This window comes from Pedobacter sp. GR22-10 (assembly GCF_026239715.1).
Lineage (GTDB): Bacteria > Bacteroidota > Bacteroidia > Sphingobacteriales > Sphingobacteriaceae > Pedobacter.
Genome location: NZ_JAPIVR010000001.1, coordinates 1,618,620 through 1,632,964, shown reverse-complemented (window position 1 = coordinate 1,632,964; position 14,345 = coordinate 1,618,620). Strand labels below are relative to the sequence as shown.

The window sequence follows — 14,345 nt, the reverse complement described above, 5'->3', positions numbered from 1 at the left end:
TATGTGAAAAGCATGACTATTCAGGTCTGATCTTAGCTGATTGTCCTACATTATGTGCCGATTGTATAACAGGCTGGCGCGGCACTTCGTTTACCTTTGATGCATTGAACAGGATCAAAGAGACATGCAAAACGAAACAGAAGAATTAGCAGACAATCAGCAACTGGTTTGGGATCTACAAATGAATTTAGAACTGGTATTGAATGAAAATTTAAAGCTGGCTAAAGATATAGACCTGGAAAGCCTGGTTCCGCTGATCGGTTATATCCAGCAATCGCCGCGTATTTTTATAGTATCGGCCGGAAGGTCAGGGTTTGCCATGCGCGCAGCTGCTATGCGACTAATGCATTTAGGCTTGCAGGTGTATATAGTAGGTGATACCACTACCCCAGCGATTAATCAGGAAGATCTGCTCATTGCAGCTTCCGGATCAGGCACCACAAGCGGCATTGTCAGGGCAGCAGAGAAAGCTGTTTCGATAGGGGCAAAGCTGGTTACTTTAACTGCAGATCCGAATGCCGCACTTGCTAAACTGGCTGATCATGTTGTTTATATTCCTGCTGCAGGAAAGGAAGAACATGGCAGCGGGAAGTCAGCTCAATATGCAGGCAGTTTATTTGAACAGTTTTTAATGCTTTTAATGGATGCAGTATTCCAGTCTTTATGGAAACTCGACGGTACGCCGGCAGCAGCATTATATCAAAGGCATGCCAATCTTGAATAACAATTAAATTATATAAATACAAAACATCATGGCAAAATTACAAGTAGCAATAGATTTGTTAACTACTGAAGAGGCGTTGGCTTTGGCCGCAAAAGTGGCTCCTTATGTAGATATTATTGAGTTAGGTACACCATTAATCAAAAATGTGGGATCATCGGTTATTACCGCAATGAAAAACGCACATCCTGATAAATTGGTTTTTGCAGATTTAAAAACGGCTGATGCAGGAGAACTGGAAGCAAATATCGCATTTAAAGCAGGCGCGGATTTGGTTACTGTAATGGGGGCTGCCGGAAACGCGACCATTATCGGTGCCGTTAAAGCGGCTAAAGCGCATGGTAAAGGCGTAGTGGTTGATACCATTGGTTATCCTGACCGTGTACAAAGGGCACAGGAAGTGACAGAACTGGGCGTTAAATTCGTAGAGTTACATGCTGGCTTAGATGAGCAATGGACAGCTGGTTATTCTATTCAGGTGTTGATTGATGAGGCTGCCAGAGTGGGTGTGCCGGTATCAATTGCTGGAGGTGTAAATATCGATAATGTGGCGGCGGTTGTTAAATCGGGTGTAGAAGTTGTTGTAGCTGGTGCAGCCATTTATGGTGCTGAAGACCCTGCAGCTGCAGCGAAAGCTTTGCGTGAAGCTATGGAAGCAGCAGTTTAACCTTCCCTTATTTAGAAAAAAGTGGAGCCTTTGTAAGATGGTTCCACTTTTTTATTTCCACTATCCCATAAAATTATACCACAGCGGGCCGGCCTAATTTCTTTAAAAGACGGAAATGTGAGCGCATTGCTGAAGAAAAAGTATGGTTCTCATGATAAGGAATACCATATTCTAATGCCGTTTGTTTCACAATCACCGCGATCCGGCCATAATGCACATGACAGATTTTAGGGAAAAGATGGTGTTCAATCTGCCTGTTTAATCCACCAAGAAAAAATGCAGCCATTGGAGATTGGGTGGCAAAGTTTGCCGTGGTCCGCATTTGGTGTTCTGCCCAGGCTTCTTCCATATCACCGTTTGCATTCGGTTGCGGAAAGGCCGTTCCTTCCACTACATGTGCCAGCTGAAACACCAGTCCCATGGTAATGCCTTGCGCCAGATGCAATAAAACAAAACCCATCAACACCTGCCACCAGTGCAGATTCATAACCAGTATTGGCACAATTATGAAGAGCGCATAATATAAGAATTTGAAGAAAAACAGGTTAAAGTATTCTATCCTGGGATGAATGTTCTGCCTTGCACCAATGTTTTTTTGAAAAAATTTCTTGTAATCTTTCCGCAATACCCATGAAAGAGATGCCAATCCATAGAGTGGAAAGGCATACCATTGCTGATAACGCTGATGTGGTTCCAGCTTATCCTCATGGCTGATTCGAATCAGTCCTGGTGCAATTTCAATATCTTCATCATGTCCCGGAATATTGGTATAGGTATGGTGAACAATATTATGGGTGATGTTCCAGACATACGGACTGGCACCAACCAGATGAAATAGCAGGCTTAATATTTTATTGGTTTGTTTACTGGCTGAAAATGAACCATGAATGGCATCATGACAAATATTAAAACCGATAAATGCACAAATTATACCAAGTGCTAAGGTGAATAAGGTGAGCATTATTCCGTTTAGATGGGCAAAAACGATGGTGAGGTAAAGAATGGTAAATAAGCTCAGAAAAACAAATGTTTTAAACCACATGAGTCCATTGGCATGTATACTTAAATTTTTGGAAGCAAAATCGAGATTTACTCTCTGCCTTAATGTTGCATAAAAATGGGCGCCTGTTGCCGCCGGGAACTTTGTTTTTGTCTTCATGTCTCTTCTTAATCCACCCGCTGTACAGGGTCGATATTTCCGAGTTCATCAAGCTATTTAACTGCAAATCATTTAAGCAGTCATGGTATGAACGTAATATGTGATGATAAGTTTTATAATATGATTTTATTTTATCAAATAATCCGTTTGCCCGTCATTTTTAAAATGAGAAAGCCCCATATTTCTATGAGGCTGAATTATTTTGCTTTAAAGACATCCATCGTGTAAAGCATAAACCAAACAAACTACATAATAGACAACTCAGAATTAAAATTGTTTTTAACTTTTTTAAAAAAAAATAAAAAAAACTTTTATTCATGTTTTTGATGCGTAAATCCGTCCAGTAATTTCATGGTTTTAAGTGCTTCTTCGCCGCTGCAAGGGTTTTCTGCTTCATTCAGGAAATAGGCCACCACCTTTTCAATCATGGATTGCTCCACATGCTTCAGTGGGAGAAAATCCAATTTTTCATCATCGCCATTTATGGTTACCTTAATTTGATGGCCAAACATTGGGAAACTAATTTTCCCCCTGGTCCCAAAAATCACACAACTATCCGCTTGTTGTGCTTCAGCTACCGTAAAGCACCAAGTGCCGTTAAATACCACGCCGTTTTCAAATAAAATATGCCCGGTAACCAGATCATCCACCTGTTGATTGCCAGATTGATTGACAGCAATCCCGTGATAGCTTTTTATACTTCCGAAGTAATACAACATTAAATCCAGCTGATGCGGAGCCAGATCATGAAAAAGTCCACCACCTGATATTTCCGGATTCGTTCTCCAATTTGATTCTGCAGTGGCAATGAGATCATTTTTTTGTGGTTGCAGCATTTTTAAATCAACGAAGCGGATGTCGCCAATTATCTTTTCCTCAATCAAAGATTTTATTTTCAGGAATAAGGGTTGGGCCCTCCGGTAATGCGCGACAGAAAGTTTAACATTATATTGATGCGCAGCGGAAACCATTCTTTTTGCCGCTTCACTGTTTAAGGCCATTGGTTTTTCTACATACACCGGTTTTCCTGCAGCGAGGGCTTTGATGGTCAATTCTTCATGCTGCAGGGGAGGAGTGGCAATATAAACGGCATTTACTTCAGGGTCATGAATTAACTCGTCCACGTCGCTATACCATTTTGGTACTTGATGCCACCTGGCATAATCTTCAGCTTTAGCCGCGTCTCTCCGCATGACAGCTACCAGCGAAGAATTGGGTGCTTTGTTGAAAGCCGGTCCGCTTTTTACCTCTGTTACATCTCCACAGCCAATAATTCCCCATTTAATCTCCGTCATATACCCTCAATTTAATTTGGCAGGTAAGTTAAGGATAGTGATTTAAGATGGAAAGACTGATGTAGATTTTATTTTAGAGAAATAGTAAGCTTTTGTTGTTTTAACTTAATGTATTTCTAAAAGCAAGCGGAGAAAGATTTGTTTTCTTCTTAAATAAGGTGCTGAAAGATTGTGCGTGCTCAAAACCGAGCGCGTAAGCAATTTCATTAACAGACAAGGTTGTTATAGAAAGTTTTTCTTTCGCTTTCGCAATTAATTTTTCATGAATATGTTGCTGCGTATTCTGCCCGGTATGAACACGCAATAAATCGCTCAAATAATTAGGCGATAAATTCAGCTTGTCGGCCAGGTAGTGTACTGTAAGCAAGCCCAAGCTTGCCGTATGGTTGGCATTAAAATACTCATCAATAACCTGTTCAAATTTAATCAGTAATTGATGGTTATTGTTTTTTCGGGTGATAAACTGTCTTTCGTAGAAGCGGTTGGAATAATTCAGCAGCAATTCAATTTGCGATAAAATAATTTCCTGCGTATGCCTGTCAATATGCAGGCACTCTTTATTGATTTTGTTCAGGATAGTAATCAGGTCATCTTCCTCTTCTGCGGAAAGGTGTAATGCTTCATTCACAGCATAAGAAAAAAAGCCATAATTATTAATTGCATTCGCCAGGTCGTGTTTCAGTAGAAAATCCGGATGAAAGATGAGTAGGTAGCCAGAACCACATTCCATGTTTTGCAAATCAAGAGACTGCACCTGATTGGGTGCGGTAAAGCTCAGTACGCCTTTATCATAATCGTAATGCTGCTGGCCGTATTTGATTTTCCCTGTAGCCTCACGTTTCAGTGCAACGCAATAAAAGCGGTTCACAAATCCTTTCCATACCTCATCTGCTATAAAAATGCTTTCTGCCAGATTGATCACACTTACTAAAGGATGATGTGGCTCAGGGAGAGATAATAAGCGATGAAATGCTGATATGGATGAAATAGTGTTCATGATGATGCTAATTTATAGATAATAAAATTGAAAAAGCACAACTCCGGTTTATTCTGAAGTTGTGCCTGTAGGTTAGTCGATTAGCCCCATGCTGAATTCATCATAGGCATTGCCTGTATCGGTACCCAGCGGAATGATGCTTTCCAATTTTGAGACATCACTTTCGCTAAGCTGAATAGCTGCCGCTGCAATATTTTGTGCTAAATATTTTCTCCTTTTAGTACCCGGAATAGGGATAATCCCTTTATTCATCATCCACGCCAGTCCGAGTTGTGTTGCCGTAATATTTTTATCTGCGGCCATGGCTTCAATGGCATCAACCAGTTCGATATTTTTGTGGAAATATGCTTCCTGAAAACGTGGAATCGATCTTCTGAAATCATTGGCAGGTAAATCATTAATGGTACGAATCTGACCGGATAGAAATCCCCGCCCGAGCGGTGAATAGGCTACAAAACTGATTCCGAGTTCTTCCAGTGTTTGCAAAATCCCTCTTTTTTCTACAGTGCGTTCAAACAGGGAGTATTCACTTTGTACTGCGGCAATTGGATGTACGGTGTGTGCCCTTTTAATGGTTTCCGAAGAAACCTCTGACAAACCAATATGGCCAATTTTTCCTTCTTTTACCAATTCACTCATGGCTTCAACTGTTTCTTCGATAGGGGTATTTTTATCTAAACGATGCAGGTAGTATAAGTCGATATAATCGGTTTTAAGGTTTTTAAGCGACCGCTCTAATGCTTTTTTTACATATTTCTTCTGACCATTAATTGCCCATGTCACTTTATCATTATCATCTATTTCCCATCCAAACTTAGTGGCAATGATGTAATCATTTCGATGCCCTTCTATGGCTCTTGCAATGAGCTGTTCATTTTTTAACGGGCCATATAAATCTGCAGTATCCAGAAAGTTAACGCCTAATTCTTTTGATTGATGTATGGTAGCAATAGCCTCCTTTTCATCTGCCTTGCCATACATGTCAGCTTCTTCAAATCCTGTCATTCCCATACAGCCTAATCCCATTACGGGAACAATCAGGCCTTGATTTCCTAGGTTTATTTTTTTGATTTCCATAGTTACTTATTTTATGGTTCAAAGTTCGGGAAGATGGAACGCGCAGCTGTATGCAAACCCCTGAAAGTTGTGTGCAAATCAATGAAAGTGATTGCGGTGGAGATGAGATTAAATATATTAAAGCATATTAAACTTTCAAAAGCATTTAATTTATTCACACCTGAATACTTTTTATAAAATAGAATGTTTTTTAATCATAAATCTTCAAGTAGTGATTTTACCAGATCCATAATAACTTAACATTTTTGTTTATTATTAGTATTATTTAAAATACATAATATTTAATTATTGTTATAATTTATCTAATTATTAATTAATTTAGCTTTCAGTTTTCACTGATTATGTATTATTTAAAATACATATTCAATGGAATAGCAAATTTTATGGCGAAAAAAAGATATCAAGGAACATCTAATGATAAAGAGCGCTCAACTCAAAAACTTATTGAAGCTGTTGGAATAATCATTAAATCCAAAGGATATACTGGACTAACTGCCACAAATATTTCAAAAGCTGCAGGTCTTAGTCGCCGTTTGATTACTATTTATTTTGAATCATTAGAAAATTTAATAGAAACTTATTTTAGAAATAAAAACTATTGGGTAGCCGCCTTAGGTCATGTAAATGAAATGATAGAAAAGAATCAAGGTGGAAATACTAGACAATTATTAGATTTTCTATTACAAAATCAATTGGATTGTTTTTATGAGGATGAGGAGATGCAAAAGGTTATATTATGGCAGATTAGTCAAAGAAACCAAATCATGCATGAAATTTCTGAAGATAGAGAACGATTTGGTTCATCTTTCTTTAATCTTGCAGATAAAGAGCTATCTGGAAAAGATATTGATTTAAGAGCAGTAACGGGTTTATTGGTTGCGGGGATTTATTATCTGGTATTACATGCTAAATCGAATGATAGTCTTTTCTGCGAAATCGATATAAATAATCAAGAAGGTATGATTCGAATAAAAAAAGCAATATCTTCAATATTAGAAAAAGTTTATGATGAGGTGTAATAAATAATTTTATCGAAAATAATATTCTATAGTCATTTGAAATAGAGATTTATGATCAATTTTTATGATAAGGAATGAGGCCGCTATTAACACAATTGTGATGATAATGATGATATATCCATGTTTCATGAAAAAATATTTATTAATCTCTAATTCTTTCTGAAGTTGTTCTTCCATTTTGCGCTTATTAATTTCCTAATTCCAGTTGGTTTTTAATTAAGTTATAATATTCTGCCTTATTATTAACTAGTTTTTGGTGATTTCCTATTTCCACTATCAGGCCGTTTTTCATTACAATGATTTGATCGGCATTTTTAACAGTACTGAGCCTATGTGCAATGATAACTGCTGTTTTTCCTATTAAAAAAGCATGTAGGTTATCATGTACAATTTTTTCATTTTCAGCATCAAGAGCACTTGTTGCCTCATCAAAAAATAAATAACTGGGATTTTTATATACAGCTCTTGCAATAAGTATTCTTTGTTTTTGCCCTCCGCTGATTCCGCTCCCTGAAGCACCAATTTTAGTTTTTAATCCAAGGGGTAATTCTTTAATAAAATCAGACATATTTGAAATTCTGATTGCTTCTGCAAGTTTATAATTATTAATAATTTCATCTCCTGAAACAATATTTCTTTCAATAGTATCTGCAAAAATATAGCCGTCCTGCATCACAACGCCGCATTTACTTCTCCAGCTTACAGGCGATATGTCTTCAAGATCATGATTGCCGATGCATATTTTACCATCAGGTGTGGCGTAAAACTTTAAAAGTAATTTCATTAATGTGGTTTTTCCACTTCCACTTGATCCTACAATGGCAGTCGTCTTACCAAAATGAATTTGAGAATTAAGATTTTTAAGTACGAAAGTAGATGTTGGACTACCATATTGAAAGCTTAAGTTTTTTAAGTAAATATCTCGATCAGCTAAATGTTGGTCATCCAGCAAAACTATTTGATCAGCCTTTTCTTCTTCTTCCTGACGCTGTACATCGTTTAATCTTTCAAGACTAAGTTTTGCTTCTTGAAATGACCGAAAAAATGTGATAAGTTGATTTATAGGAGAATTCATTTGGCCAATGATATAAGATATACTCAGCATCGCCCCTAATGATATGTGCCCCAGTATTACCTCTCGGGCTGCAATATAGGTTACAATTATATTTTTAAACTGATTGATAAAATCAAAACCAACGATCTGTAATTGGTCAGTCTTAAGTATTCTGATATTAATGCCAAATAGTTTTACCTGGATTTTTTCCCATTTATCTCTTTTGTAATTTTCAAGATTATGCAATTTTATTTCCTGAATCCCATTAATGAATTCGTAAATGGAATCTTGATTTTCCGATCGCCTTTGAAAACGATAATAATCTAATATCTTTCTTCTATTTAGAAATATGATAGACCAGCCAACGGCAAGAATACTAAGTAATGAATATGTGATAACAATTTTTACATCATAGTAAGATAAAACAAAGAAAAATACTAAGAAATTAATTAATGAAAAAAGTGTTAGTAAGCTTTGAGAGGTTAAAAAATTTTCAATTCTCACCTGATCCTGGATTCTCTGGTTAAAATCTGATCTCATTTTTGAATCAAAGAAAGAGATGGGTAATTTTAATATTTTTCTCAGAAAGTCAGAGATAATATGAATATTGATTCTCGTGCCTAAATACAGGGCGATCCAATTCCGGACAACATCAATAATAGTTGAGCCAATAAAAAGAAATACTTGTGCTAATAAAAGGATAGATACGATATTTAAACTTTTTGATCCAATACCTTTATCTATGATTGATTGGGTTAGGAAAGGAAAAATTAACGTAATGATGCTGGTTGCGAGTAGTGCAAGTGCCAATTGAAAGATTTGCCATTTAAAGGATTTTAAATGATTATAAAGATATTTAAAATGAAAAATTTCCTGTACAGGTTCTGATTTTTTATAGAAGTCCTTCGTAGGCTTTAGGAACATTGCAATGCCACAGTTATCTGCGCTAATCCAGTGTTTACGAAAGGTAACCTCATCTAATGTAATTTTTCCATGTCCAGGATCTGCAATCTTGAATTTTAAGTTATTTGAGAATAGTGATTTTTTAATTTCATACAATACCACAAAGTGATTTTGATTCCAATGTAAAATACAAGGGAAGTCTTTATCAGCTGCTAAAAGTTCAGGAGTTAACTGAATAATAAATGGATCTAAGCCAATATCTTTTGCGGCATGGGATATTCCAGCAATGCTTACACCTTCCCTGGTAATATATGATTTGTCTCGAAGAAATTGTAAAGTATAGTTTTTACCATAGTATTGTGAAATCATGGAAAGTGCGGCAGGGCCGCAATCCATTTGATCATGTTGAGGTACGAATTTAAATTTCATTAACCTTTATTAGCTTATGAAGCCGATGTATTATTGTCCATTGTTATCCATATTATATATTTATTTTTATATATAATTATAAATTATGTGAACTCATGTTTTTATCTGAAATAAATCGTCTGATTTAATCTGCAACCACAATTTAACCAGATAATTAGCATTGAAGCATAGAATGGAAGACAACCCTAAAAAACTCACTAAAATCGTTCAATAGTTAAGCATTAAACTCTATAGCCCTTTTATCGTATAAAAGTCCAAGAATGTATAATCCTGCATCTTCAGGCCATTCTACAGATAGTTTTTCAATAAGTTTAGCTGAATTAACTTCTTCGCCTTTATTGAGTTCGTGTATAATGTTTTCTATCTCAGGATGATAACGCATTTTTAATTTTGAACCTCTAGCAAATATAATTATTTCTTCGCCGTCTATTGATCTTCTGGAATATATTTTAAACGGCTGTGTTAATTTAATAATTCTATCTTTTAATAAAATATAATTATCAACATCAAAAAGTTTCTCATCAGATAATGAAGTCGTTCTGGTTTTCCATCCGGAATTACTAAATAATGCAAGCTTATAATCATCATGCAAGACCTTAAAAGCATCATTAAATGATAAATTAAGTATATTTTCATCTACCACTAGAAGGTCTCTTAACTCATCTAGCGTTTCTTGTCCATAAGGATCTTTTACTGGGGTCATGATATCCTTGAGACTATCGTCATTTACCATATACTGTTGAGATAGCGAGGATATAATTTTATCAAAAAGTTTTTTTTTGGGAGGGTTATTAAACCATACGGTTGCGCCAATTGATAAGCCATCAGTTTTACCTAAATGAAATTTATTCCATGGCATAAAGTAGACGTCACCTTTTTCGAAATTGTATAATTCTGCATATGGCAGCAAACTTTCGAAATCTTTATCTTCATTCTTCTTTTTTCCATTTATTTGTTCGTAAACTTCATCACTCCAATTATACATTGTTTTTCTGCCTGGCCCTAAATGAAAATGAATTACATTTTCTCCTGGATTGTCTTTATGGATACCTAAAGGAGTATAACCATAGTTTCCTACAAAAGTATGAACACTTAATCCCACCATTGGAATACCAACAATTTCAAGTAATGGTGAAATCAATTCGATTAATTTTTTAGATAATGGATCAGAAAATTTTTCACATCCATTTATAATCATACCAAAGTTTTGATCTTTAAAGACACGATCAGCATATTGGTCTACATCCTCTAATGGTAAGGGTGGATTATCAAAAATATAATTTAAATAATCATCTTTTACTAGTTTGTCATCGACATAAACGCGATATCCGTATTTATTAGTACGAAGCCTGCAAAGTTCTTGAATTACATGTAAAATTTCTCCTGATAATAAATTTGTATCATCTATGGATATTGCATTCTTAATTACAGCTGTTTGTGTTCTATTATTTGTTACAGATAAAAATTTTTCCCACCAATCATAGCTGACCATTTGGGATATTTCAGGGGTTTTTACGTCTATGTGTTCCATAATATTTGTAATAATTTTGTCAATACTATCAATCATAATTAGTTTAAGAATTTATACCAATTAGAAAGTTAAAAGAAAAAACTAATAAGAGAAAGGAATTAATTTAAAAAGCTGCCTCAGAGTGAGGCAGCTTTTTTGCATTACGGTTCAACAACTGTTACTACTACAACAATTGTTTCTACTACAGTAACAACCTGAACGTCACCAGCGGTTGCAATACCGCCAACTAGTTTTTCTTGCTCTAAAGGTGAAACCACCTTTGCGCCTAAGAAATCCTTAGGGTCAAAATTTTTACTTTCCATTAGTTTGAGATTTAATATTAGACCCCGACAAACATGCACCCTTGTCAGCTAGATGTTTTGTTAGATTATAGAGTTACAAATCATACTCTTAAACAATTTTAATAAATAAATATTATAATTCAAAATAATTTTCCCATTTGCGGGAAAATTATTTATTATAAATTATTTCTTATTTAAGATTCTGATTTACAGTATTTAATAGTCTTAGTTTTTAACTCTTCCCTGTTCGCTGTTTGTACTATTATTATCATGCTTACGCTGACCGGAAATTGATTTGCCAAAGCGATAACTTAAAGTAAGTATTGCTGTTCTGGTATCTAATACATTGCGGTAGTTTGCCTGTGTTTGAAGAAGATTATTAATGGTTCCGCTATTTACATAAGAATGAAAGACATCATTCATTACCAGTTTTACACTTGTACTTGCTGATATTTTTTTAGAGATGGCTGCATTTACTCTTTTTTGATCACCGGCTACAAACTGTGCATTGGTTACCTTACTTTGGTAATAACCATCAATCTGAAAAATCCAATCGCCTTTTATTTTAAACTGAAACTGTGGTTTAATATAATAAAAGGTACCTTTTGTATCAATATAGCCGGTATAGAATGAACCTGTGGTGTGAATATTTGAAACCTGTCCATACAGATTAACATTAAACCAGGGCAGGAGGTCGAAATTGCCATTAACAGAAAGAGATTTGAACACAGATTGCCCAATATTGCCTGGCCGACTGTAATAGATTCCATCCAGAATTTCAATGGTTTCATTTACCTGGTCTAAGGTTTTACTGTAACTTAGGGTAGTAGTCAGTTTGCTTTTATACGTATGAGAAAGTTCCAGGCTATTTGAATAGGATGGATTTAAAAAAGGATTGCCTGTATAATAAGTGAATTTATCAATTGGAGAAATAAAAGGATTTAAGTCCTGGTAGTAAGGTCGGTCAATTCTTCTCCCATAATTCATTCCAATGAGGTTGTTACCCGTGGTATCCAATTTATATTGTAGGTATAAAGTCGGAAATAGCCCGGTATAATTTCTATTGAAAGTGGAGTCGCTTTTCTGAATATTACCCAGTTGATGTCCTTTGGAAAATGTACTTTCCATTCTTAACCCGGCTTGTACCGTTAACCGTTTAAATTCTTTATTGGCGCTGATATAAACAGCGTTAATATTTTCCCTGTAATTGAAGTGATTTGTTTTGCTATAATCAGGTATTTTCACACCCGTAACGGTATAAAAATAGTTTGCCTCGTTATCTGTTAAGGTAATATTTGATTTTGCTCCCACAGAAAGTTTAATGCCATTTTTAAAAGGATGGCTATAATCTGCCTTAGCCGCATAAATTTTAATATTCGTTGGTAAATCGCCAGTTAATAATTCATGATTTGTCAGCATTCCATCTCTTAAATAACTATTATTCAGGAACGATTGCTGACTTCCCATATCATAGTTGAGATAATCTACATCTATGGTTAATTCGCGGCCTGATTGATTATACTGATGGCGGTAATTCAGGTTTATATTGTTGTTTTTAAAAGATTCATCCTGATGGTTGTTGGCCACAATGGTTGAATCCAATTGATTTGCTTCATTTAAGAACCTGCTGTTCACCATCGATTTTTGATTAGCAGGGTGTGATATTGCAGTCCAGCCGATACCGATCGTGGTCTTGTCAGATACATAATAGTCCAGACCCAGCCTTGAAGTAAAACTGTTTCCGGTATAACGTGTAAAAGAATTCTGCAAAAAATTAGCCGTTGTTTCGCCCATCGCATTTTGAAAATGCCGGTTAATATCCAGATCGCTGTAGCTATTGGTTGTAATGTAACTCAGATTTTCTGAAATATTAATTTTATTATTCCTGTAATTCACATTTAAGCTATTATTGGTTCTGGCATAATTCCCCTGGATATACCCTAAATTTATGCCCCCGTTAATGCCAACAATTTTAGTTTTCTTGGTGCGTATATTAATCACACCACCATTACCGGCTGCATCATATCTAGAAGAGGGATTTGTCATCAATTCTATCTGATTTAAAGAAGCAGAAGGCAATGACCTGAGGTAATTCTCAAGGTCCTGACCCGAAAGATAGGTCGGTTTGTCATCAATGAAGATTGTTGTTGCCTTACCTTTGAGTGTAATACTACCATTTTGCCCAATTATAACCCCTGGCGATTTTTCCAATACTTCAAGTGCAGTGCCACCGCTTGCAGTAAGCATGGCATCAACATTAACAACGGTTTTATCAATCTTTTGCTCAACCAAAGGTTTGCTTGCCGTAATCTTTACTTCGTTTAATGCTAAAACAGATGGTTGTAATACGATATTTGCTGCTTTTGTTGCGCTATCCACATTAAAATTCCTATAAACACTTTCGTATCCGATTGAAGTAGCCATAACCTTATACATGCCTCTTTTTACAGTGTTAAAAGCATAATTCCCATTGATATCCGTTACGGCCGATAAAATAAGGGAAGTATCTGCAACACTCGTCATTGATACATTGGCGCCGTTAATAGGCTGATTCATCAGATTTAATACCTTGCCACTAACAGAAAGTTCATTTTGGGCATATGTTGAAACTGTAATTAACATCAGTAAAACGATCAGAATGTTTGCCGTTCTCGATTTCATATCAGGAGCATTTAAGTGAAATAGATAGGTTAATTCTTAATTATGATTTCGTTAAGGTTTGCTGGATATCCTGTCCTAACTGCCTGATCAATTTATAAAGCGACCCTGTGGCCTTTTCTTTATCCAGTTTAATCGTTAACTGATCCTTTTCTAATTTAATGGAATACGTATCCTTTAATTTCCAAATTGTTTCATCCGCTTCATTTTCTCCCGACTGTGCCAGGGCTTTAATAATTAAAGTCTTAACAGCTTCTGCTTTAACCGGATTAAAGCTGGCATTTAAACGATACTCATTATCACTGTTGTTGATGCTAACAGATGTGGATTGAGTAGAAGTTTTAGACTGATTTGGTTTTTGCTGACCGAAGGCTGCCCCGGTAATGAATAGCGCTATGGCTATCAAAAAGATTTTTTTCATATGATGTTGTTTTAATATCTGGAACAAATCTGAAATAAAATAACCTGTATAATGGTTAATGATGAGTTAACGAAGTGTTAATGGTATTAAATAATCACTTTAATTATGAGGATAAAACTATTTTTGTTAAACA

General features: G+C 35.6%; 12 protein-coding genes. 3 read left to right on the top strand and 9 right to left on the bottom strand.

Features of this window, described 5'->3' with window-relative positions; translation table 11 throughout:
• The first annotated feature begins 124 nt into the window (after positions 1-124).
• Together hxlB and hxlA are read left to right on the top strand one after the other, a co-directional pair.
• Positions 125-724: a 6-phospho-3-hexuloisomerase gene (hxlB, locus tag OQX64_RS07075; protein WP_265818197.1), complete on the top strand. Its 600-nt coding sequence runs from the start codon at positions 125-127 to the stop codon at positions 722-724.
• Between the two features lie 28 nt (positions 725-752).
• Positions 753-1,388 carry a 3-hexulose-6-phosphate synthase gene (hxlA, locus tag OQX64_RS07070; protein ID WP_265818196.1) on the top strand — a complete coding sequence of 212 codons (636 nt, stop codon included), beginning with the start codon at positions 753-755 and terminating at the stop codon, positions 1,386-1,388.
• Positions 1,389-1,461: 73 nt separating this feature from the next.
• On the opposite strand, the gene OQX64_RS07065 is transcribed toward hxlA, so the two are convergent.
• The 4 genes from OQX64_RS07065 to OQX64_RS07050 all read right to left on the bottom strand — a co-directional run bounded on the left by OQX64_RS07065 (position 1,462) and on the right by OQX64_RS07050 (position 5,916).
• Positions 1,462-2,547: a fatty acid desaturase family protein gene (locus tag OQX64_RS07065; RefSeq protein ID WP_265818195.1), complete on the bottom strand. Its 1,086-nt coding sequence runs from the start codon at positions 2,545-2,547 to the stop codon at positions 1,462-1,464.
• Between the two features lie 311 nt (positions 2,548-2,858).
• Complete coding sequence (locus OQX64_RS07060; RefSeq protein WP_265818194.1) at positions 2,859-3,842, bottom strand: Gfo/Idh/MocA family protein; 984 nt, start codon at positions 3,840-3,842, stop codon at positions 2,859-2,861.
• Positions 3,843-3,942: 100 nt separating this feature from the next.
• The gene (locus OQX64_RS07055) at positions 3,943-4,839 is read right to left on the bottom strand and encodes a helix-turn-helix domain-containing protein (protein ID WP_265818193.1); all 897 of its coding nucleotides are present in this window, start codon (positions 4,837-4,839) and stop codon (positions 3,943-3,945) included.
• A 72-nt stretch (positions 4,840-4,911) separates the two neighbouring features.
• Complete coding sequence (locus tag OQX64_RS07050; protein ID WP_265818192.1) at positions 4,912-5,916, bottom strand: aldo/keto reductase; 1,005 nt, start codon at positions 5,914-5,916, stop codon at positions 4,912-4,914.
• A gap of 383 nt (positions 5,917-6,299) precedes the next feature.
• On the opposite strand from OQX64_RS07050, the gene OQX64_RS07045 reads away from it, so the two are divergent.
• Entirely contained in the window at positions 6,300-6,935 is a 636-nt protein-coding gene (locus OQX64_RS07045) for a TetR/AcrR family transcriptional regulator (protein WP_265818191.1), read from the top strand.
• Between the two features lie 187 nt (positions 6,936-7,122).
• Here the strand turns inward: OQX64_RS07045 and OQX64_RS07040 are convergent, their stop codons facing one another.
• The 5 genes from OQX64_RS07040 to OQX64_RS07020 form a co-directional block, all read right to left on the bottom strand.
• Positions 7,123-9,321 (bottom strand): peptidase domain-containing ABC transporter, encoded by a 2,199-nt coding sequence (locus OQX64_RS07040; protein ID WP_265818190.1) that lies wholly within the window; start codon positions 9,319-9,321, stop codon positions 7,123-7,125.
• A gap of 214 nt (positions 9,322-9,535) precedes the next feature.
• On the bottom strand, positions 9,536-10,888 hold the full coding sequence (locus tag OQX64_RS07035; protein WP_265818189.1) for a hypothetical protein: 1,353 nt from the start codon (positions 10,886-10,888) through the stop codon (positions 9,536-9,538).
• Positions 10,889-10,992: 104 nt separating this feature from the next.
• Complete coding sequence (locus tag OQX64_RS07030; RefSeq protein ID WP_265818188.1) at positions 10,993-11,154, bottom strand: hypothetical protein; 162 nt, start codon at positions 11,152-11,154, stop codon at positions 10,993-10,995.
• Positions 11,155-11,358: 204 nt separating this feature from the next.
• Positions 11,359-13,794: an outer membrane beta-barrel protein gene (locus OQX64_RS07025; protein ID WP_265818187.1), complete on the bottom strand. Its 2,436-nt coding sequence runs from the start codon at positions 13,792-13,794 to the stop codon at positions 11,359-11,361.
• Between the two features lie 40 nt (positions 13,795-13,834).
• Positions 13,835-14,212 carry a hypothetical protein gene (locus tag OQX64_RS07020; RefSeq protein ID WP_265818186.1) on the bottom strand — a complete coding sequence of 126 codons (378 nt, stop codon included), beginning with the start codon at positions 14,210-14,212 and terminating at the stop codon, positions 13,835-13,837.
• Positions 14,213-14,345: the final 133 nt, after the last annotated feature.

What these genes read in the sequence shown, in the direction of transcription:
- OQX64_RS07050 (WP_265818192.1), bottom strand. Translation starts at nt 5,916, where the DNA reads ATGGAAATCAAAAAAATAAACCTAGGAAATCAAGGCCTGATTGTTCCC.
- OQX64_RS07040 (WP_265818190.1), bottom strand. Translation starts at nt 9,321, where the DNA reads ATGAAATTTAAATTCGTACCTCAACATGATCAAATGGATTGCGGCCCT.
- OQX64_RS07065 (WP_265818195.1), bottom strand. Translation starts at nt 2,547, where the DNA reads ATGAAGACAAAAACAAAGTTCCCGGCGGCAACAGGCGCCCATTTTTAT.
- OQX64_RS07045 (WP_265818191.1), top strand. Translation starts at nt 6,300, where the DNA reads ATGGCGAAAAAAAGATATCAAGGAACATCTAATGATAAAGAGCGCTCA.
- hxlB (WP_265818197.1), top strand. Translation starts at nt 125, where the DNA reads ATGCAAAACGAAACAGAAGAATTAGCAGACAATCAGCAACTGGTTTGG.
- OQX64_RS07060 (WP_265818194.1), bottom strand. Translation starts at nt 3,842, where the DNA reads ATGACGGAGATTAAATGGGGAATTATTGGCTGTGGAGATGTAACAGAG.
- hxlA (WP_265818196.1), top strand. Translation starts at nt 753, where the DNA reads ATGGCAAAATTACAAGTAGCAATAGATTTGTTAACTACTGAAGAGGCG.
- OQX64_RS07020 (WP_265818186.1), bottom strand. Translation starts at nt 14,212, where the DNA reads ATGAAAAAAATCTTTTTGATAGCCATAGCGCTATTCATTACCGGGGCA.
- OQX64_RS07055 (WP_265818193.1), bottom strand. Translation starts at nt 4,839, where the DNA reads ATGAACACTATTTCATCCATATCAGCATTTCATCGCTTATTATCTCTC.
- OQX64_RS07030 (WP_265818188.1), bottom strand. Translation starts at nt 11,154, where the DNA reads ATGGAAAGTAAAAATTTTGACCCTAAGGATTTCTTAGGCGCAAAGGTG.
- OQX64_RS07025 (WP_265818187.1), bottom strand. Translation starts at nt 13,794, where the DNA reads ATGAAATCGAGAACGGCAAACATTCTGATCGTTTTACTGATGTTAATT.
- OQX64_RS07035 (WP_265818189.1), bottom strand. Translation starts at nt 10,888, where the DNA reads ATGATTGATAGTATTGACAAAATTATTACAAATATTATGGAACACATA.